Source organism: Teredinibacter haidensis, assembly GCF_014211975.1.
In the GTDB taxonomy this organism is placed as follows: Bacteria; Pseudomonadota; Gammaproteobacteria; order Pseudomonadales; family Cellvibrionaceae; genus Teredinibacter; species Teredinibacter haidensis.
On the sequence record NZ_CP060084.1, the window covers coordinates 790,385 to 811,301 of the forward strand.

Below are 20,917 nucleotides of genomic sequence, written 5' to 3' on the forward strand. Positions count from 1 at the left end.
GGGTTTTTTATTGCCTACAGAAAAGACCTAAGCCAGAATCGCCAGCATCAAAATTGCCACAATATTGGTAATTTTAATCATTGGGTTAATCGCTGGGCCAGCGGTGTCCTTGTAGGGGTCGCCAACGGTATCGCCTGTTACTGAGGCTTTGTGGGCTTCTGAACCCTTGCCTCCGTGAGCGCCATCTTCAATGGACTTTTTGGTGTTATCCCAGGCTCCGCCGCCGGATGTCATGGAAATTGCGACAAATAGGCCAGTCACAATGGTTCCCAACAACATTGCACCTAGTGCGGAGAAGGCAGCAGCCTTACCTGCGACGAAGGATATTACTACATAGATCACTACGGGGGCCAATACGGGCAACAGTGACGGAATGATCATCTCGCGAATAGCTGTTTTAGTCAGCATGTCCACGCAGGCGCCATACTCGGGCTTTGTTGTACCGTCGAGCACACCTGGTATATCACGGAATTGGCGACGCACTTCGTTCACCACTTGCCCGCCCGCGCGACCAACAGCCTGCATGGCAATGGAGGCAAAGAGGTAAGGCAGGAGGCCGCCGATAAATAAGCCAACCACGACATAAGGATCGGATAAAATAAAGCTTACATCCAGGTCCGGGAAGTAGTGTTTGAGATCTGTGGTGTAGGCAGTAAACAGTACCAGTGCCGCCAAGCCTGCAGACCCAATCGCGTAACCTTTGGTGATGGCTTTGGTTGTGTTACCTACAGCATCCAGAGCGTCAGTGGTTTTACGTACATCGGCAGGAAGGTCAGCCATTTCGGCAATACCACCGGCATTATCGGTAACGGGACCAAAGGCATCAAGCGCTACAACAATTCCAGCCAGTGCCAGCATTGTGGTAGCAGCAATAGAAATACCATACAGGCCAGCAGCGAGGTAGGAAGCGATAATGCCTGCACAAATGGCTAATACTGGCAACGCTGTGGATTCCATGGATATGGCCAGGCCCTGAATAATATTGGTTGCATGGCCCGTGCGTGAGGCTTCTGCAATCACTTTTACTGGACGATGATTGGTACCAGTGTAGTAATCAGTAATCCATACAATTAAACAGGTAACACATAGCCCTGTAATCGCACAAATGATCAGAGTCTTACCCGTTAGCCCTGTATCAGCTATGGCTGAGTTAAAGCCAAATTGCCAATAGGTGGTAGCAATAATCAGTGCGGCGGAAATAAAGACGCTGGCGAAAAAGCCTTTGTAGAGAGCGTTCATAATATTTTCGCTTTTACCCAAGCGGACGAAGCTAGTGGCGACCACAGATCCAATAATACAGACGGCCCCTATCAACAATGGGTACATCATTAAATCAGCTCGTATCTCACCTGAAAAGAAAAGTGCTCCGAGTAGCATTGTGGCAACGATAGTCACAACGTAGGTTTCAAAGAGATCGGCCGCCATTCCTGCACAATCGCCAACATTATCGCCAACGTTGTCAGCAATAACGGCGGGATTTCGGGGGTCATCTTCTGGGATGCCGGCTTCAATTTTACCTGAAAGGTCTGCACCCACATCAGCACCTTTAGTAAAGATGCCGCCGCCGAGACGAGCAAAAATTGAAATAAGGGAAGCACCGAAGCCCAGTGAGAGAAGTGCTTCTAAAATATGGCGGGACCCCTCGTTCGTTGCTATATCAAATTGCTGTTGGAGTATTATGTAATAGACGGTAATACCTAACAGCGCGAGCCCCACAACCAGCATGCCGGTAACAGAACCGGATTGAAAGGCCATGGCCAGCGCGGGTTTAAGACCAGAGCTGCGCGCTGCCTCTGCTGTGCGGACATTGGCTCGAACGGATATCAGCATTCCGATATAACCGGCCACGCCGGATAGAATGGCACCAATAAAGTAGCCGACCGCAGCCCATGCATTTAACAACAGTCCAAGCACGATTCCGATCACTACGCCTACAACTGCGATGGTGCCGTACTGTCTGTTGAGGTAGGCCTGAGCGCCTTCTTGCACGGCACTAGCGATTTCCTGCATGCGCTCGTTACCGGCGGGTGAATTAAGGATGATACGGGTTGCAAAGACACCATAAAAAAGCGAGATGATCACTGCACCAAAAATCACGGCGTAGGTGATGGCCATAGGGGGAATCCTCCAAGTGTGGCGGTTTTAATCGCGTATTATAATTAGTTAAATTGTATATATTCCGCTTTAGGTCAAGTCGGGGTGACTTTCTCCAGTTCGATTCAACGCAAAAACAGCCCGACAAACCAGTAACGGCAATGTTATAGGGCGCGAATATTCTGGCTGGTTAAATGTTATTCAATTTATTGTGTACCAGACCAAGTATAACAATAGTTTTTTGTTTGTTGGTGTTATTTACAAGCTTGTTATTTCTAAACAGAGGTATGAGTATGGTGGGGTGGTGTATAATTTTACTACTAATACGCATTTACCTTTCCTCAAACCTTCTGCTGTTCAGGTGTCTGTATTATTAATGAATTGTTACTGTTTTTGGCTGTTTTGTCGTAATAGTTCAATTTTCTTAAAGATTGAACTACGCGCTAATTTGATATTGAAGTAGTATGTGACTCCATTGCTGTGCCCGGTAGTATTTCCACAAAGTATTTAGTGTTTTTAATACTGCGTTGCTATCGGATGAATGATGTACTGAGAAAAATAAGAATAATTAAAGGCACCATAGAATAATAAAAATGTATTCCGTTAATGGTTTTTCTCTGCAGTTTTTCTCGCGTTAACCTAATAACGGTATTGGGCCTTATTTGGAAACGAGCCGTTGCTTGTTTTCCAAGAAATTATTTAAATTTTTTTTGTACCATTCTTGTGCTGTCTATTTTTTGCACGCAGCGATAAACCGAAGTTCCCTCATTCTGGTCGATGGCCAGATTAAATGTTTCTGAGTTTCCTGTTTCGGCAGGTTTGCTCTTGCCCTGTGATGTTTTCTGGGCGGTTTTACGCGCCACAAGTGTTACCGCTTTCCCGCGGATGGGTGTGTCCTACAAATAACAAAAACTCCCATTTTTGGTTAGGAGAAATAACAGTATGAATTTCAAACAGAAAAAAAGCTTACGCTTAGCCAGCTTATTAAGCTTGGGTATTGCAGCGTCGGCTATGGGCCTGAATGCTCATGCAGCTGACTGTACTTATGAAGTGACTAATTCGTGGGCTTCCGGCTTTACCGGTGCCATTCGAATTACCAATGATGGCTCCAGCGCAATTGATGGCTGGGAAGTCAATTGGTCTTATGAAAACAATGCTATCTCTAACTCATGGAATGCTAACGTTAGCGGAAGCTATAGTGCTAGTGATCTAGGTTGGAATGGCACCATTCAGCCTGGAAACAGTGTTGAATTTGGTTTCCAGGGAACCACTAACGGTGGTAACGTTGAAACACCGATTGTTACTGGGGATGTGTGTTCTGGTGCTACCAGTAGTTCTTCTAGTAGTTCCAGTTCTTCTAGTAGTAGTTCAAGTTCCTCCTCTAGCTCTAGCTCTAGCAGTTCCAGTAGCTCAAGCTCCTCATCTAGTTCTAGTAGTTCAAGCTCTTCAAGCGTTGGCGAGTGTGAAGAAGTTTGCCAATGGTACGGTGAAGGTGCTTACCCACTGTGCGAAAACTCCTCTGGTTGGGGTTGGGAAAATAACCAGAGCTGTATTGGTCGCACAACCTGCGAAAGCCAAAATGGCGGTTCCGGTGGCGTCGTGAGCTCCTGTGGCAGCTCAAGCTCCTCCAGCAGTTCAAGTTCATCGTCTAGTTCAAGTTCTAGCAGTTCAAGTTCTAGCAGTTCAAGCTCTAGCTCTTCATCAAGTTCTAGCAGTTCAAGCTCAAGCTCCTCTAGTAGTGTTGGTGGGACTTTCCGAGTGAACGATGCTGGTCATATCACCAAGAATGGAGACGAGCTCCCCATTCAGTGTGGTAGCTGGTTTGGTCTTGAAGGTCAACACGAGCCCAAGGATGCCGACAATAATGCCGATGGTGCTCCAATGGAGTTGTACATTGGTAATATGTGGTGGTCCAACAGTGGTCAAGGTACTGGTCGAACCATCCAGCAGACTATGGATGAAATTAAAGCGCTGGGTATCAACGTTGTTCGTTTCCCCATCGCGCCACAAACTCTGGATCCAAACGATGCACAAGGCATTGGTTCTGTTCAGAACGGTGGTGTATTGAAGAACCACGATGATTCAATTCAGGATAATGCCCGTCAGGCGATGGAAGACTTCATCAAACTGGCCGACCAGAACGATATCGAAGTTATTATCGATATTCACTCTTGCTCCAACTATATTGGTTGGCGTGCCGGTCGCCTGGATGCCAAGCCTCCTTATGCCGATGCGGAGCGTGAAAACTACGACTTCACTCGCGAAGGTTATTCCTGTTCTGCATCTGGAAACCCTGATAGCGTAACGACTGTTCATGCCTACGATGAAAGTAAGTGGTTAGATAATCTGCGTGAAATCGCTGGTTTGTCTGCAGACCTGGGTGTTGACAATATTCTCGCAATCGATATTTTCAACGAGCCTTGGGATTACACCTGGGCAGAGTGGAAATCTTTGTCTGAAAAAGCTTTTGTTGCTATCAGCGAAGTTAATGACGATGTACTGATAATGGTTGAAGGTATTGCTGGTGGTACTGCAGATGGAACTGAAGTTCCTCACGGTAGTACAGATACTAACCCGAACTGGGGTGAAAACTTCTATCCAGCAGCTGACGAGCCTTTAGATATTCCAAAAGAGCGTTTGATCATCTCTCCACATACTTATGGTCCTTCCGTATTCGTACAGAAGCAGTTTGTTGACCCCTCGCAGCCAGATTGTGTTGGCTTGGAAGGTAACGAAGCTGGTGATGCCGATTGTAATATTCTGATTGACTCCTCGGTACTTGAGCCCGGCTGGGACGAGCACTTTGGCTTCCTACGTGATCAGGGTTACGCCATGATTATTGGTGAGTTCGGAGGCATGATGGATTGGCCTGAAGGTGCCGCTGCACACGATCTGGAACGCTGGGATCACATTGTTCCTGGTGTAGATGAAGATTGGCAGAATGCTTTTGTTGACTACATGAAGAAGAAAGACATTCAAGGTTGTTACTGGTCTATCAACCCTGAGTCTGCCGATACTGGTGGTATCTACAGCCACGCCTACGACGCACAAAGCAACGAAAGTGGCTGGGGCGAGTGGCTTGAGTTTGATACACGCAAAGTTAACTTACTGAAGCGTCTCTGGGGCAATTAATTTCCAACAGCCCTAATCTGAAAACCCGAGACTGAAGTTGTCAGTCTCGGGTTTTTTTATGCCTTAATCTTCACAAGTAAACGTTATAGATGTTGCGCTCGAGATTTAAAAACCTTGTGGAAATAGTGAGCTAACTTTTGCGGGGATTCCTCCAGCAGAATATCGATTTTGCGAGTTGTTGGATTTGCATGATGTTCCTGCTCACAAAAATCGATTGCGGCCATCTCTAAAATGGTTTCCAGATTAATAGGGCCATTGAATTGTGCCGTTGGGTATTGCTCATGGAAGGTGGTAAGGGCAACCAATCCTTCGACGAGCGCGCTTTTAAAATAGGGGGGATGGAGCTGAGCCAGAGCATTGTCAATCAGCTGAGCAAAAATTTCTTCCCCAGGCGTCATGGAGCTTTGTATAAGGCTGCTCTGAATGACACAGTTTGGGTTGTATGTGTCGCCAAAAATAAGTTGTGGTGCAAGGCTTAGGCATTTCCATATATTTTCCAGAAAATCGCGGTTTAAACTCATAATCATGCCGCGTTCAAAGCGCCATTCAAACCAATCCATATCCATTGCGCCCATCTCTTCATCACCAGATGCAATAGCTAGGTTTTTCTTCAAATCCGCAGAGAATTTCAAATGCATGGATTGGAATATGTCATTTAACTTTTCCAGTAGCTCGTGAGGACTATAGGTTCCGACCGTGAGTACCGTTTGGATATGGTTGTGTTCCGCACGCTGCTTATCGCAAAGGCGCAAGAGATTGTGAAGATGTATGGACCGAAGACCATCGAAAAACTGGGGTTTTGTGCGTTGGAATACACCAATAAGTTCGAGGATTTCCTGCAACAAGCTGTGTTCAACCGGATGGTTGCTCGCATCGCAGAGTACTTCTACTATTTCATGGTTATTAAGAGCGGGGTGGAGACCGAATTCGCAATTCTTATTTTCACCCACAATAACTGAAAAATGTCGGGCGGATAAAACTGATAAATAATCTGCCAAGTCGGATTTTCGACGGTGCGATAAAGCGAAGGTGGCTCGTGTCACCAGCCAGTGGTGCTGCTCCATGGCTTGTTGATATATATGATGAAGTAAATCGAGAAGGGTTAGCTTTGTATTGCTGTCGCTGGCGGGAGAAGCAAATTCCTTTTCGTCGAAAAAGTTCAGCAGTTGTGCAACCTGTTCGCTTTCATCACCTTTCAGTTTGTGGAGAAGTGCGGTGGCGGCATTGTTCCAGTCTATATGTTCTGGGCCTGGGCGCGCGGTACTGGCCAGCGGAGTAATACACAAGTTGGGGATTTGTAGGTGGTTTTCTCGTGAGGCAAGGTAGGCGAGGTTTGCTGAAGCGTAGCCGATATTTTCGTCTGCCATTCGCAGCTGGTAATTTTTGATGCAGTCAAATAGCAGGTGAGAATCGGGCGCACGACACAATTGTTCGCTCACCATAAAGGTGAACACCGCCACTTCTGAATTCAGCCAATGCTCAAGGATATGGGATATTTCCTTTTTCATCATTTTTGCGACTAGGCCGGCGTCACGCAGGCTGTAATCGTCGCTCTGGTCGCCTTGAATCCAAGATAAACACAAGCATTGCTGGTCATTAAGGTTGTAGGTTTGTGATGTTGCGAGGCTGAGTAGGCGACGCTTCGGTCGGCCACTGAGGTTTAGCTTCTGGTTTGCACCTACTTGCCCATATGCTTCTACCAAATGTGGCGCTGAAATGGCGCGTATTGGCGATATATCATCAATGCTTTCTGCAATAACACCATTGCTAGCCAACTGATGTTTAACGTGTTCATTTTCTGCGAGCACAACAAGTGCAACCTGGGCGCGTGCAAATTGTGTTGTTTTACCACGCAGGCCCAAGGGGTCCAGATCGCCCGGGTACAGATAGCCTTCGTCCAGCAGTGTTGCGGTATAGTAAAGGCTTTGGGCCCATACCAGAGGTAAATTGTCGTTTGGCAATCGCGCCTGGCTTTTAGGGTTTTCTTTCTCCAGCTCAATATTTTCAGCTGCAACATAGTAAAGCTCCGGGATCAAATGAATCCCATCTTTTTCTACCATTAAGGCCTCAATTTTCTCCCGGTAGTGCCTTGCCGTTTTGTGGTTTCCGGAAAATAGGGCGTTGATGTAGAGATAACAAAAGAATAGGGGCCATTCGGACTCAACATGTTCAAAACTGGCGAGTTCCGAGTGCTCGTAGTAAAGGCGTGATGGATCTTCTATGGTGGTTTGGTGGCCATCCCATAAAAAGCGTTTGAGTCCGTAATTACCGCCTAACTTTTTTAATATCTCATCTCTGGTTCGGGTGGCCAGAGTGTTATCGCCCACGGCGAATGCGGGGAATCCAATAACGCTAAGCAGGGCACTATCTACCTCTTTAGAAAGGGATTCGCGTGGTAGTAATGCCGCTAGGTTTGTTCTGGCCATGGAGAGGGCATCGGCGACGGTATGGACAACGGATCGTTTTGACGCTTGCGTACCGAAGAGATTGAGTCCATCCAGGGCCTGAAGCGCCGCCTTTGCCATCCCCAGAGAGCTGGCATTGATCTCGGTATTGCCGTTATTGATTTTATTGCCCCTTTCCCAAATGCCGTAATCGGGTGTGCGAAATGCGCTGGCAATGTAATAAATGAGGTTTTGTACAAAGTCGACCTCATCATAGGTGTGGATCATCCGTAAACCGGAAGCCGTCATTTGAGCAAGCATTAGTAGGTAGATGGCGGTGGCATCTATCTGCAGGTGGCCCCAAGCATCGTCAGCGACGACCGTTAGGCCGGAATGGGTATCGTATTTTGCGTGCAGGGAGTCGAGGGGGTTGAGTGAATGTTTAAAGGCCTCGACTTTATTGGACTGGCGCATCATCGACTGCAGTAGGCCGCGCATCAGCTTAATCGTGGCCTGTTCTAACTCGTCGCTCTTATGCTGCTCGCCGCTTCGCTTATACGCAAGGGCTAGAGCCCAAGGAGCGATAATGGAGTAGACGTTGTCTCGAACCCAGGCATCGGTATAGTCCCCATGAGCATTTACTGCCGTGCTCGCGGGTAGTAAGCCCGTAACGGGGCTTTGGCGCGAAAGAATCACGGTTTGAATTTCGTGGTACAGTTTTTCCAGGTGATGCTTGGAAAGGTTTGGACTCATATTTCTTCCAGTCGTTTAGTCGCATACATGCGTATTGAGCAGTTATGTTGTTCCAAGCATATTCTATGCCTGTATCAGAATTTTTTATTGGGGAAGCTTGCCGACAGGCAGCTCGCCTTCCTCCACTAGCCTAATACTGGGTAAGGCTCCTTTTAGATCGATTTTTGTTTTAAAGGCGTAGTGAATTTTCTGGTTAGGTTTTTTCAGCAGGTTGTAGAGAATTTTAGGTGCAGAGAGTAGGTTAGCGCTTAACTGAAGCGCTATATCCTGACTACCGTAGGCTGGAATGGTGTCGATATTGTTACTCACGCCTCTCAGTAACCCCGTATCATTGATGGCAAATTCATAACTCATACCTTGAATTGGCAGGGGAATACCGTTGGGGTTGGCGATACGTACCTGTAATTCAAACAGTGCCTCCAGCCCACTGGTTTTGACTGGACTGAAGCCGATAATTGAAACCTGAGGTTGTTCAAGCTGCATAGATGCGCATCCGCTAAGTACGCACAGAAAAAATACAGCAACTAAAAGTCTTTTCATCTATTGTCTCCCTATGGTGTGTTTCGAGATCCCGCGTGCATTATAAGTGACCATCGCCAGATAATAGCTAGAATGCTTTAGCTTTGTGGCGGTTTCCTAAATATGGTACTTTTGGCGCACTATTGATGTGCCTCGGCCCCTTGTTATGAAATGGATACTCTCATTACTCTTCGTACTTCTGGGAATACTACAGTATCGCCTGTGGGTAGGAGAGGGCAGTATCGCTCAAGTTGTACGTCTGCAGCAGGAAATTACGATGCAAAGTGCCGAAAACGAGCGTCTGCGGGAGCGCAACCGCCTTCTTGCGGCAGAGGTGGAAGCGCTTAAAAACGGCTATGATGCGATAGAAAACCGGGCTCGTAGCGAGATGGGTATGATCAAAGACGGCGAGACATTCTTTATGATCGTCGGCGAAGAATCTAAAAAATAGCTTGCCAACAGGTTGGTGAGTAGGTGATAGGCTTTCGTGAATAATAACAATAAAATATGGGCCGTGGTGCCAGCCGCAGGGGTTGGCAGCCGCATGGGTGGGGAAACGCCCAAGCAATACCTTCCTTTAGCCAACAAAACAGTTCTGGAAACATCACTGGAGAAGCTGCTGGAAATTGACCAGCTTGAAGGTATTGTTGTTGCCCTCAATGCGGGAGACATCTACTGGCAAAAAATGGCTTTAGTGAATCACCCCAAAATTTTTATTTGTCTCGGTGGAAGCGAGCGTAGTGATTCGGTGTTGAACGCGCTGAAGTTTGTTCGGGAAACTACGCTTGATATTGAGCATACCTGGGTGATGGTGCACGATGCCGCCCGTCCCTGCGTCACGTTAGGGAAGATCCAGGCACTGATTGACCTGTCGTTTACAGAAAACAGCGGAGCGATTCTGGCTGCACCGGTTGCCGATACCTTAAAAAAGGTCAATCACAATAATATTGTGGTTGGTACGGAGGATCGATCTAAGTTGTGGCTTGCCCACACTCCACAGTTGTTCAAACTGCAAAAACTGAGCGCGGCTCTCGAATATTGTCGTGAAAAAGCCCTTTCTGTTACGGATGAAGCCTCTGCTATAGAGCGTGTAGGTGGCAAGGTACTGATCCTGGCGGATCGAAGGGACAACATTAAAGTTACCATGCCGGAAGACCTGGCGTGGGCAGAATTTATTTTAGCGAATCAGGAATCCACTTAATGAGAATAGGCCAGGGCTTTGATGTCCATGCATTTGGTAGCGGCGATAAAATAGTGATAGGTGGTGAAGTTATCCCCTACAAACACGGGTTAGTGGCACACTCCGATGGAGATGTTTTACTTCACGCGCTGTGCGATGCACTCTTAGGGGCCGCTGCGCTCGGTGATATAGGCGGGCATTTTCCCGATACTGATGCTCAGTATAAAAATGCCGATAGTCGTGCACTGCTTCGTATGGCTTATGCGAAGTTAAAGGCCGAGGGGTATTTGCTGGTTAATGCGGATATGACCATTATCGCGCAGGCTCCCAAAATGGCTCCATATATTGATGCCATGAGAGCCAATATTGCCTCAGACCTGGAATCGACTATCGGTACTATTAATGTCAAAGCGACGACTACAGAAAAATTAGGATTTAATGGCCGTGGTGAGGGTGTTTCGGCCATGGCGGTGGTGCTACTAAATGAACGATGATATTTCGACCATCAATACGCCTAGTATTGATTTCCCGTACGCCTACGGCGCCCCCCTTACAACTGCAGACTTTCGTAGCCAGCAGGAAGACTTTGTTGTTGACGAAGAATTAGACTTTTTACCTGATGGCGAAGGCGAGCACCTGCTGGTTCAACTGCGTAAACGGGGCGACAATACGGCCTGGATCGCTGAACTTTTGGCCAAGCACTTCAACCTTCGGCAAATGGATGTTGGCTTTTGTGGACTAAAAGATCGGCATGCGGTTACCAGTCAGTGGTTCAGTTTGTACCTGCCCAAAGCGGCACCTTCTGAAGATGCGCCTCAACTGCAGCAGTTTTTGGATAGCAGCGAGTCCAGCCTGGAGCTGTTAGCGCAGGGCCGGCATCGTAAAAAGCTACGTCGCGGTCAGCACAAAGCAAACCATTTTCGTATCACCCTTAAAAATCTGGCTAACACAGTAGGTCTGGAAGAGCGTTTGCAGCAGATAGCTGAAAACGGTGTGCCCAACTATTTTGGCGAGCAACGTTTCGGGCGCTACAGTTCCAACTTGCATTGGGCTATGCGATGGTTCGAGCAGGGAGAGACGATCCGCAATCGCAATAAAAAAGTCATGGCAAAATCGGCTGCGCGCGCCTATTTGTTTAACTTGGTGTTGGCCAAGCGTGTCGAACAGGAAAGCTGGAGCCAGTTGTTGGATGACAACCCTGAATCTGCTACGGGTCCTCTATGGGGGCGGGGACGTCCGGTTGTCGCGCCGGGTTTGGCTGAGTTGGAAGGTTCTGTTTTGAGCGCCTGGCAGAAATGGTTGGAAGCTCTGGAGCATGTAGGCTTGCAACAAGAACGACGAGCGCTGGTACTTAAGCCCGAGGGTTTCAACTGGCAAATGAGCGATGAAATGCTTGTGCTGGAGTTCGCTCTCCCGCCCGGAGCCTTTGCGACTTCGGTGTTGCGCGAGCTGGCGTTACTCAACAATATATCGGCCCAGCCAGAATCGGTGGACGCATAAAATTTAGCGACGCGGCTGTGGTATAGTTTTGGCGGCTGTTACTACCCCATCCTGGGCTAGGTCTGGCAGTTTAGACATTGAAATGCGAGTAGAAAAAGTGAACCCATTAAACCTTGAGGGCGTAGGTATGACGTCCAAACGAACTAGGGAAAGACTCGTTCAGCGACTGATGGAGCAGGGCGTTAGCAATCAATCCGTCCTGGAAGTAATGTCTAACACGCCACGTCACATCTTTCTCGACGAAGCACTCTCCCATCGCGCTTACGAAGACACGGCTCTGCCTATTGGTCATGGACAGACGCTCTCTCAGCCCTACATTGTCGCGCGTATGACGGAGATACTGCTGGGTGCCGGGGGCAAGATGTCCCAGGTTTTAGAGGTGGGTACCGGATCGGGGTATCAAACGGCCGTTTTGGCACAGCTTGTTGACCAGGTTTGGAGTGTTGAACGCATCAAGCCCCTGCAGGACAAAGCGCGCGAACGCTTGCGTTTACTTGGCTTACGCAATGTCCAGCTGCGCCATGCTGACGGCGGTTTTGGCTGGCCAGAAGAAAAGCAATTTGATGGCATTCTCTCTACGGCGGCACCCCGAGAAATCCCGCAGGGCCTGTTAGACCAATTGGCACCAGATGGGGTTCTTGTTATACCCGTTGGCGTTGAAGCGCAGTATTTAACGTTGGTTATGCGGGTGGGCGATACTGATGAATTCAAAACTCAGCGGTTGGAGCCTGTGCGTTTTGTTCCCCTTCTGTCAGGCATTACAAGATAAAACTCTAAAGTAAAACCAAACTGGCGCCATTGTGGCGCTTTTTTCTATTTAATCTGTTAACCAAAAATATAAACATGTTATGAAAACTACATCTGATCGGCGTGCGATCCAAGACTATTTATTGTTGTTGTTGAAAGGAATGTGCATGGGTGCTGCAGATGTGGTCCCGGGTGTATCGGGAGGCACCATTGCGTTTATTACGGGTATCTATGACGAGTTGTTGCATTCTCTAAAGCAAATTGGTCCACAGGCTCTAACGGTTTTGTTTAAAGATGGGGTTGCGGCTGCGTGGAGATTTGTGAATGGCAATTTTCTACTAGCGGTTTTCGGGGGGATTCTTATTAGCCTGAAAACTTTCGCCTCTGTCATTGGTTATTGTCTGGAGAACTACCCGCTATTGGTTTGGGCTTTCTTTACAGGGCTGATTATCGCGTCCATTGTGTTGCTTTGGAAGCACCAAACCCGGTGGCATTGGCCGCAAATACTAGCTTGTATACTGGGTGCAGCCTTTGTTTTTGGTGTATCTATCGCTTCTCCAACGCAATTACCGGGAACATGGTGGATGCTATTCCTCGGTGGCTTTGTGGCTATCTGCGCGATGATTTTGCCTGGTATATCCGGTAGCTTTATTTTGCTGTTGGTTGGTTTATACCCTGCATTTCTTGAGGCCATTACGGAGATGGATTTAGTTGCTTTGGCAAGTTTTGGCGTTGGCTGTGTGGCAGGGCTATTATTGTTTTCCCGCTTTTTGTCCTGGTTACTAGATAGCTTTCACCAAACGACATTGGCTACGTTAATCGGTTTCTTAATAGGTTCATTGAATGTTACATGGCCGTGGAAGCAAACGCTTGAAACTACGGTCGATCGTCACGGTGAACTTGTACCACTTGTCCAGCAAAATATTTTACCTGCTACTTACGAGATTGTTGTGGGCCAGGGCGCGCAACTGTTTACAGCGCTGTCTCTTGGTCTTTTAGGGCTAGCATTAGTGCTATTTGTTGAGTTGTTGTCGAAACGTTATTCAATTAACTAGTTAAAAACGTCTAGTGGCTTTGCTCCAAGAATGAGTTAATCTCGGAATATAAGACAAATTTATGGAAGTTTGCCTGAGGATGATAGATTTTTTTCTAATATGTTTGTCGTTCTTAGTTCAAAAACATCTAACTTTACTTGGTCTTTATGCATGTCTACTTGGTCGATAGATAAGGATTGTCCGCAAACGCTTGGTATACGGTTATATAGAGTGATCAAAATATTGATCACTCTGCTATTTGTTATTGCGATCAATAGCTCATGCTCGAACACGTCATACAGAGCCAATGTAGCTGATCGCCCAGCCCCCCCAGGAGAGAAGCTTACATTCCATATTGTTGCTAAGGGTGAAACTCTTTATTCAATTGCGTGGCGCTACAATTTGGACTACAAATTACTGGCTCGCGCCAACGGTGTGGCCTCCAGCTATAATATCTATCCCGGTCAAAAATTAAGTCTTAATACAAAACCAGCAGTGTACAAGCCGACGGTGAAGAAGGCGCCGGCAGGCGCCAAGCTACCTACACCTCAGGTTTCGAAAGAAAATACAGCGCCACCTCGTTCGATAAAAAAATCGCCAACCATGGCAAAACAACCAGCGAAATCTCCAAGCAAAAATCCGCAGAAATGGCAATGGCCAGCAAAAGGAAAAGTAATTGCTACTTTCAGCTCAAACTCAGGCCTAAACAAAGGTATTGATATCCAAGGTAAATTGGGGGAGCCTGTGCATACAGCTGCTGCGGGGATCGTTGTTTATTCCGGTAGTGGGTTGCGAGGCTACGGCAAGTTACTGATCGTCAAGCACAGCGATAAATACCTGAGCGCATACGCACACAACAAGCGTCTGCTCGTTAAAGAGGGCTCTCAGGTTAAAGTTGGCGATAAAATAGCCGAAATGGGGTCATCTGGTACCGATACCGTAAAGCTGCATTTCGAGATTCGATATGATGGTAATCCGGTCGACCCCCTTAGGTTCCTTCCTCGCAAGTAGTTAGTAATAAAGTAGTATTTTTTCTCCGAAAAGCTTAAAGATTTGTCATTGCTGCCGACATCTACTCTTACTGGTGGCGGAGTTATCAACGCATAAACATAACTTTTCGATAGAAACCAAAACCGGAGGGGGGTAGTAGTATTGCCCAACCTGCAAAACGGCGAGCATATGGATTCTCGCAACTATAAATCTCGGTAACAGGAGTCAGGTCATGGCGGTTCAAGAACTCGATGCAGTTTTATCTTATGCGGATTTAGAGCAGGACACGCTGGTACAACAGGGTACGTCTTTTGGTTCCGTGGATGATTCAAGGTCTGAAGAAATACACTCAAAACAGTCCCGTAAGCCCAAAAGTACTCGTGCTTCAAATACTAGTGATGTTGATGACACCTATCAGCGCAACCTCGATGCAACTCAGCTTTACTTGAACGAGATTGGTTTTTCTCCCTTGTTGAGTGCTGAAGAGGAAGTGTATTTTGCACGCAAAGCCCTCAAAGGAGACGATGCTTCACGTAAACGCATGATCGAAAGTAATTTGCGTTTAGTTGTAAAAATTTCCCGTCGATATGTTAACCGTGGGCTGGCGCTTCTCGATTTGATCGAAGAGGGTAATCTAGGCCTGATCCGAGCGGTTGAGAAGTTTGACCCCGAGCGTGGTTTCCGATTTTCGACGTATGCGACCTGGTGGATTCGACAGACAATTGAACGCGCCATTATGAATCAGACCCGGACTATCCGTTTACCGATTCATGTTGTGAAAGAGTTAAATGTGTACTTGCGCGCTGCGCGAGAGCTTTCCCAGAAACTTGATCACGAGCCTTCGGCAGAAGATATAGCCAACCTCTTAGATAAGCCTGTAGAAGATGTTGAGCGAATGCTGGCTTTGAATGAGCGTGTGACCTCAATGGATGTGCCTATTGGCCCATCTTCCGAAAAAACCGTGGTAGATACGGTGCCCGATCAGCAGGTTTCTGACCCTGTAGAGCTTCTTCAAGACCGAGATTTGTGTACTAGCTTGAATGGTTGGTTGGATGAGTTGAGCGAGAAGCAGCGCGAAGTTGTAGCACGTCGCTTTGGTTTGCGTGGGCATGAAACGAGTACGCTTGAAGAAGTGGGTCGTGAGATTGGTTTGACTCGCGAGCGTGTACGCCAGATCCAGGTGGAAGCGCTGCGCCGTTTACGCGATATTCTGGAAAAGCAGGGTTTGGATGCTACAGCCTTGTTTGGTGCTATGTAATTAGCGCGCAAAGAAATAAAAAGGGTTGCCTTCCAGCAACCTTTTTTTTGTTTCTCAGCTTTTCTGGCACTTGTTGATCGGAAGTGAACAGCTACCGAAAACGGTTGTTTAAGGTTTTAGCTCCAGCCACACCGGGCAGTGATCAGAGCCCACAATCTCGTTGAATATACCGGCATCGCTGTTGTGTTCTGCTATTTCTGCCGAGCACATAAAATAATCTATTCTCCATCCAACGTTTTTTGCGCGAGCGCCTGCACGATAGCTCCACCAGGAATATTTGATTTCTTCAGGGTAAAACTGACGGAAAGTATCGACAAATCCGGCATTGATATAGTTGTCCATACCGTCAATTTCCTCCTGCATGTAGCCAGCGGACTTATTGTAGTTTGGTTTGGCTCGAGCGAGATCAATGGCTTGGTGCGCAACATTCAAATCGCCACACACAATAACCGGTTTCGTCTTTTCAAGATTTTTTAAAAAGGCAAGGAAAGCGGCATCCCAACCTTGGCGGTACTCGAGACGTTTTAACTCGCTGCCACTATTGGGTACGTAAACCGTTACCAGAAAATAATTGTCATATTCTGCAGTAATCACACGTCCCTCTAGGTCGTGTTCTTCTTGGCCGATATCAAAGCTGACACTAATAGGTTTTGTTCGGCTAAGAATGGCTGTGCCGGAATAACCCTTCTTTTCTGCAGAGTTTGTATAGAGGTAGTAACCGTTAATACCCTCAAGAGCTTCCTCTACCTGATCATCTTGGGCTTTGGTTTCCTGCAGGCACAAAATATCGGGTTTCATTTGGTCTAGGGAGCCGAGGAAATCTTTTTTCATTACGGCGCGAATGCCGTTAACGTTCCAGGAAATAATCCGCATAGCAGTGTTCTTTTGTTGCCCGTTAGTGGTGGTTTTAATAGAAAACTAGCGCGAGATTATACCCGAAAGTATTTAAAACCGTGTTTTTATATCGTTGGAGGCAGGGCTTTGGGCTAAGTGGTACAGAGCGAAAACCGGCAAGGCTTAGCGCGAATTTGTGTTAGCCGAAAAAAAGCCCGCTTAAAAGCGGGCTTTTTAATACTGAAAAAAATCACCTTTCGAGATATTGCAGCTTGCCCTCTACTCCATCCCACTCTTCGGCATCGGCAGGAGCGTCTTTTTTCTCGGTAATATTGGGCCATACCTCAGAAAGCTCAGCGTTCAGCTCCAAAAACACTTCTTGGTCAGCAGGTAACTCGTCTTCCGAGAAAATGGCATCTACGGGGCATTCTGGCTCGCACAGGGCGCAGTCAATGCACTCGTCCGGGTGGATTACCAGGAAGTTCGGGCCTTCATAGAAACAGTCAACTGGACACACCTCTACACAATCTGTGTGTTTGCACTTAATACAGTTGTCGCCGACTACGAATGTCATGTGGGTTAACCTCTAGCTGAAAATTCCAAAGCGCGGCATTTTAGCAGGATAGTTGTGGGACGCATAGCCTCCAAATACCCGCATTTAAAGTAGTTCTTTTAGCTGGTAAACGAGTTCCAAGGCTTGCCTGGGGCTTAGCTCGTCTGGGTTTATCTGCTTCAAACGTTTGTCGCTTTTACTGGGTTCTGGTGCGGAAAACAGATCTGCCTGGGGGTTGTTGTATGTCGGTTCTGGTTTGACGGCTACGATTGGCTTTGGCGCTTCGTGGCTACCGGCTTCAAGCTTGGTGAGTTGCTCTTTTGCATTATTCAGCACGGCTGCTGGAATGCCGGCTAGCTTGGCAACCTGTAGACCGTAACTGCGGCTGGCTGGGCCCGCCTGGATATTGTGCAGGAAGACAATGTTGTCATTGTGTTCGGTCGCGTCCAAATGAACATTGCGTACGGTGGGTAGTTGCTCGGGTAGGGCGGTAATCTCAAAGTAGTGTGTCGCGAAAAGCGTGTAGGCTTTTAAGTTCTCGGCTAAATGTTCGACGCATGCCCAGGCCAATGACAGGCCGTCGTAGGTGCTGGTACCGCGCCCGATTTCATCCATAAGTACTAGGCTGTTAGCCGTTGCATTGTTGAGGATGTTGGCGGTTTCCGTCATTTCCACCATAAACGTAGAGCGGCCGCCAGCAAGGTCGTCAGAAGAGCCGATACGGGTAAATATTCTGTCGACCAAGCCCATTTTGCAACTTTGGGCTGGGATATAGCTGCCCACCTGGGCGAGTAGGACAATCAGCGCAGTTTGGCGCATATAGGTGGATTTACCGCCCATATTGGGGCCGGTAATAATAAGCATACGCTGTTGGTCATCGAGAATGACATCGTTGGGAATAAATGGGTCGTCCAGAACTTGCTCTACGACGGGGTGCCGTCCCTGCTCAATATAGATGCCGCTTTCAGACGTAAATTGGGGGCAGGCAAGGTTAAGTTGATCGGCGCGTTCAGCCAGTGTATTTAAAACATCCAATTCAGAGACGGCAGCCGCAGATATCTGTAGCGGTATCAGCTGCTCGTTTAAGGTTTCAACCAGCTGCTCATAGAGTGCTTTTTCTCTTGCCAGTGCTCTGCTGCGGGCAGAGAGGGCTTTGTCTTCAAACACTTTTAGTTCCGGCGTAATAAAACGCTCGGCATTTTTAAGGGTTTGCCTGCGAATATATTCGGCTGGCGCTTTTTCCGCCTGTGATTTACTGATCTCAATAAAATAGCCGTGAACACGGTTGTAGCCGACCTTCAGCGTACTTAACCCTGTGCGTTCGCGCTCTTGGGTTTCTAGTTTTAGCAGGAACTCTCCAGCGTTTGTGCTGATGTTTCGCAGTTCGTCGAGCTCGGAATCATAACCGTCAGCGATAACTCCTCCGTCACGCATCACCACAGGAGGGTTTTCTACCAGGGCTTTATTCAGCTCCTCGACCAAAACCGGGAATTCGCTGATATCACCGCAGAGCTTTTGAATTTTCTCAATGCCCATTTTTCGCAGTAGGTTCTGTATTTCCGGGTAGAGGGCAATAGAGCTGAGTAAGCGCGACAGATCTCTGGGGCGTGCAGAACGCAGCGCTATACGACCGAGTATACGTTCAAGGTCGCCAATATGTTTTAACGTTTGCCTAAGCGTATCGTACTGATAGTTTCGCAGAAGTTCACCGATAGCTGCGTGCCTCGCTTCCAAAATCTGTTGGTCCCGCAACGGTGCGTTTAACCAGCGTCTTAGCAGGCGGCCGCCCATTGCGGTGGATGATGTATTGAGTACGCTAAAAAGGGTGTTGTCTTCTCCGCCGGTAAGATTTGTATCGATTTCGAGATTGCGGCGGGTGGCAGCATCAAGCCTTACGCTGTCGTCTGGGTTTTCTACGGTCAGACTGGATATGTGGTCTAATTCGGTGCGTTGGGTCTCCTTCGCGTAACCGAACAGGCAGCCAGCAGCGCCCAAGGCAAGAGTTAAATCGGCACAGCCAAAGCCGTCGAGGTCTTTGGTTTCGAAATGGCGGGTGAGTAGGCGAATACCGGTTTCGATATCGAACTCCCACTCTGCACGGCCTCGGAACCCGGGTCGATTACTAATCTCGCGGGGCATAACTGTTGTTTCCTGCGCGAGAATTTCAGCGGGGCGCAGGCGCTCCACTTCTGCGATTAGCGATTCTTCACCAGAAATTTCGAAAACAAAAAAGCGGCCACTGCCCATATCCAGGCAGGCGATACCATAGTGCTCGTCGTGACCGCAGATAGCCATTAGCCAATTATCGCGATGCTCGTCGAGCAGGGCTTCGTCACTAATCGTGCCGGGGGTAACAACGCGAACAACTTTCCGTTCAACCGGGCCTTTGGAGGTAGCTGGGTCGCCAATTTGCTCACAGATGGCGACTGAAACGCCAAGCCGAACCAGCTTGGCCAGGTAATTTTCTGCCGCGTGGTGGGGCACTCCCGCCATCGGAATCGGTTCTCCGCCAGATTTACCCCTTGCGGTTAACGTAACATCCAAGAGCTTGGCGGCCTTCCTGGCATCGTCATGAAAGAGCTCATAGAAATCACCCATTCGATAAAACACCAACTCATTCGGGTGCTCGGCTTTAATACGCAGATATTGCTGCATCATGGGGGTGTGCTGGGGCGGATTTTGTTTTGTGTTATTCATTCGGCTTTTTGACGGTTTGGCTAATACGGATTATTCAGCAATCACTTTGTGATGCGGCCTTCTGGGGTGGCAAGGATACAGGGTAACAATAGATAAGGGCCAGCCATAAAGTTCTGTCGTGTGGCGCAAGAAATTGCATGTTGAATAAGCTACACTTGGCATTTGTAATGCCATTAGCTTTATGGCGTGATTCTGCTTACGGATGATAGATGATGATTCCCAATATGACGGATTACAGAGTAACGGCGACCCGCTATGTGGCGTTGGTTGCGGTTACGATTGTTTCGCCGTTTGTAGTAAACCATTTTTTGCAGGGACGCGTGGGCTTGGGCGTTCTCTGTTCGATTATTGTGGCTACGCTCTGTGCTAGCGGATACAAGGCCTATAAAGGAAAGCCTATATGTAATCTGTTGTTTGTGGGTTTTGTACCAACGGTAGTGCTATTGCTTGCCATATCGCTGCTTAAACAAGGTGTGACCGCTGTGTTCTGGGTCTTTCCCACCATCATGACGTTTTATCTTATGCTCTCAGAGAAGCGGGCCTGGATGGCGAATTTACTGATTTTGGTGGTGATGTCAGCCATGTCTTTCCAGTATCTGGATTTAGCCATTGCCCCCAGAGTGACGGCTTCACTGCTTTCGGTGAGCTTGTTCAGTGCAATCCTTACTCGTGTGATATCCGACCAGCAAATCCGACTGCATCGCCAAATTGTGACAGACTCGCTAACGGGCCTTACCGATCGAGTTCTACTGGCCAGTACGCTCCAATCCGCTGCTGAACATTGTCGGGATACACGCTCAATCGCGGCACTCGTTGCAGTGGATATTGATCATTTTAAATCGATAAATGATACCTATGGGCATGACGTTGGTGACGAGGTGCTTCGTCAGGTGGGTGCGGTACTTAGGAATAACGTACGTAAAGGCGACGTGGTTTTCCGCCTTGGGGGAGAGGAGTTTTTGGTATTACTCTACGATATGGCGACAAAAGAAAACCGCGCTGTAGCCGAGAAATTACGTACCGCAATCAGTGAAGTCTCAGTTATTCCGGACAGGAAAATTTCCGCCAGTTTCGGTATTGCAAATTATCGACAGTCGGAAGAATGGAAAGTCTGGATGAAGCGGGCCGACAAAAAATTGTATGAAGCGAAAAATCGAGGTAGAAACAAGGTTATCTGTGATGTTAGCGATGTGGAGAATAGCTCAGAAGCTTGCGTTAACTGATTTCAGCCAGTTTTTAAGG

The 20,917-nt window shown here is 47.8% G+C and carries 16 protein-coding genes; 10 read left to right on the top strand and 6 right to left on the bottom strand.

Translation table 11 applies throughout. The annotated features are described in order from the left end of the window. Positions 1 to 27 precede the first annotated feature (27 nt). Positions 28 to 2,115: a sodium-translocating pyrophosphatase gene (locus H5715_RS03170; RefSeq protein WP_075186796.1), complete on the bottom strand. Its 2,088-nt coding sequence runs from the start codon at positions 2,113 to 2,115 to the stop codon at positions 28 to 30. Between the two features lie 921 nt (positions 2,116 to 3,036). Here H5715_RS03170 and H5715_RS03175 point away from each other — a divergent pair. Next, positions 3,037 to 5,226, top strand: coding sequence for a cellulase family glycosylhydrolase (locus H5715_RS03175; RefSeq protein WP_075186797.1), 2,190 nt, complete (start codon positions 3,037 to 3,039; stop codon positions 5,224 to 5,226). Between the two features lie 83 nt (positions 5,227 to 5,309). On the opposite strand, the gene H5715_RS03180 is transcribed toward H5715_RS03175, so the two are convergent. Together H5715_RS03180 and H5715_RS03185 are read right to left on the bottom strand one after the other, a co-directional pair. Continuing rightward, complete coding sequence (locus H5715_RS03180; RefSeq protein WP_075186798.1) at positions 5,310 to 8,363, bottom strand: phosphorylase b kinase regulatory subunit alpha/beta; 3,054 nt, start codon at positions 8,361 to 8,363, stop codon at positions 5,310 to 5,312. An 84-nt stretch (positions 8,364 to 8,447) separates the two neighbouring features. Further along, on the bottom strand, positions 8,448 to 8,903 hold the full coding sequence (locus H5715_RS03185; RefSeq protein WP_083608131.1) for an LEA/WHy family protein: 456 nt from the start codon (positions 8,901 to 8,903) through the stop codon (positions 8,448 to 8,450). A 145-nt stretch (positions 8,904 to 9,048) separates the two neighbouring features. Here H5715_RS03185 and ftsB point away from each other — a divergent pair, with 145 nt between their 5' ends. The 8 genes from ftsB to rpoS all read left to right on the top strand — a co-directional run bounded on the left by ftsB (position 9,049) and on the right by rpoS (position 15,591). Then, positions 9,049 to 9,333: a cell division protein FtsB gene (gene ftsB / locus H5715_RS03190; protein ID WP_075186800.1), complete on the top strand. Its 285-nt coding sequence runs from the start codon at positions 9,049 to 9,051 to the stop codon at positions 9,331 to 9,333. 36 nt (positions 9,334 to 9,369) lie between these two features. Beyond that, entirely contained in the window at positions 9,370 to 10,083 is a 714-nt protein-coding gene (gene ispD / locus H5715_RS03195; protein WP_075186801.1) for a 2-C-methyl-D-erythritol 4-phosphate cytidylyltransferase, read from the top strand. Beyond that, positions 10,083 to 10,556, top strand: coding sequence for a 2-C-methyl-D-erythritol 2,4-cyclodiphosphate synthase (gene ispF / locus H5715_RS03200; protein ID WP_075186802.1), 474 nt, complete (start codon positions 10,083 to 10,085; stop codon positions 10,554 to 10,556). The genes ispD and ispF overlap by 1 nt, the downstream gene beginning before the upstream one ends. Next, positions 10,546 to 11,562: a tRNA pseudouridine(13) synthase TruD gene (truD, locus tag H5715_RS03205; RefSeq protein WP_075186803.1), complete on the top strand. Its 1,017-nt coding sequence runs from the start codon at positions 10,546 to 10,548 to the stop codon at positions 11,560 to 11,562. The genes ispF and truD overlap by 11 nt, the downstream gene beginning before the upstream one ends. 127 nt (positions 11,563 to 11,689) lie before the next feature. Further along, positions 11,690 to 12,331 (top strand): protein-L-isoaspartate(D-aspartate) O-methyltransferase, encoded by a 642-nt coding sequence (locus H5715_RS03210; RefSeq protein ID WP_075186920.1) that lies wholly within the window; start codon positions 11,690 to 11,692, stop codon positions 12,329 to 12,331. A 79-nt stretch (positions 12,332 to 12,410) separates the two neighbouring features. Next, the gene (locus H5715_RS03215) at positions 12,411 to 13,364 is read left to right on the top strand and encodes a DUF368 domain-containing protein (RefSeq protein WP_075186804.1); all 954 of its coding nucleotides are present in this window, start codon (positions 12,411 to 12,413) and stop codon (positions 13,362 to 13,364) included. Between the two features lie 210 nt (positions 13,365 to 13,574). Beyond that, the gene (locus H5715_RS03220; RefSeq protein ID WP_075186805.1) at positions 13,575 to 14,354 is read left to right on the top strand and encodes a peptidoglycan DD-metalloendopeptidase family protein; all 780 of its coding nucleotides are present in this window, start codon (positions 13,575 to 13,577) and stop codon (positions 14,352 to 14,354) included. Between the two features lie 211 nt (positions 14,355 to 14,565). Then, positions 14,566 to 15,591 (top strand): RNA polymerase sigma factor RpoS, encoded by a 1,026-nt coding sequence (gene rpoS, locus H5715_RS03225; RefSeq protein ID WP_075186806.1) that lies wholly within the window; start codon positions 14,566 to 14,568, stop codon positions 15,589 to 15,591. 108 nt (positions 15,592 to 15,699) lie between these two features. Here rpoS and H5715_RS03230 read toward each other — a convergent pair whose 3' ends face one another. The 3 genes from H5715_RS03230 to mutS form a co-directional block, all read right to left on the bottom strand. After that, entirely contained in the window at positions 15,700 to 16,464 is a 765-nt protein-coding gene (locus H5715_RS03230; protein WP_075186807.1) for an exodeoxyribonuclease III, read from the bottom strand. Positions 16,465 to 16,675: 211 nt separating this feature from the next. Beyond that, a complete protein-coding gene (fdxA, locus tag H5715_RS03235) occupies positions 16,676 to 16,999 on the bottom strand; it encodes a ferredoxin FdxA (RefSeq protein WP_075186808.1) in 324 nt (107 codons plus the stop codon). A gap of 84 nt (positions 17,000 to 17,083) precedes the next feature. Next, positions 17,084 to 19,675 (bottom strand): DNA mismatch repair protein MutS, encoded by a 2,592-nt coding sequence (mutS, locus tag H5715_RS03240; protein WP_075186809.1) that lies wholly within the window; start codon positions 19,673 to 19,675, stop codon positions 17,084 to 17,086. Positions 19,676 to 19,884: 209 nt separating this feature from the next. Here mutS and H5715_RS03245 point away from each other — a divergent pair, with 209 nt between their 5' ends. Further along, complete coding sequence (locus tag H5715_RS03245; RefSeq protein ID WP_083608132.1) at positions 19,885 to 20,898, top strand: GGDEF domain-containing protein; 1,014 nt, start codon at positions 19,885 to 19,887, stop codon at positions 20,896 to 20,898. Positions 20,899 to 20,917: the final 19 nt, after the last annotated feature.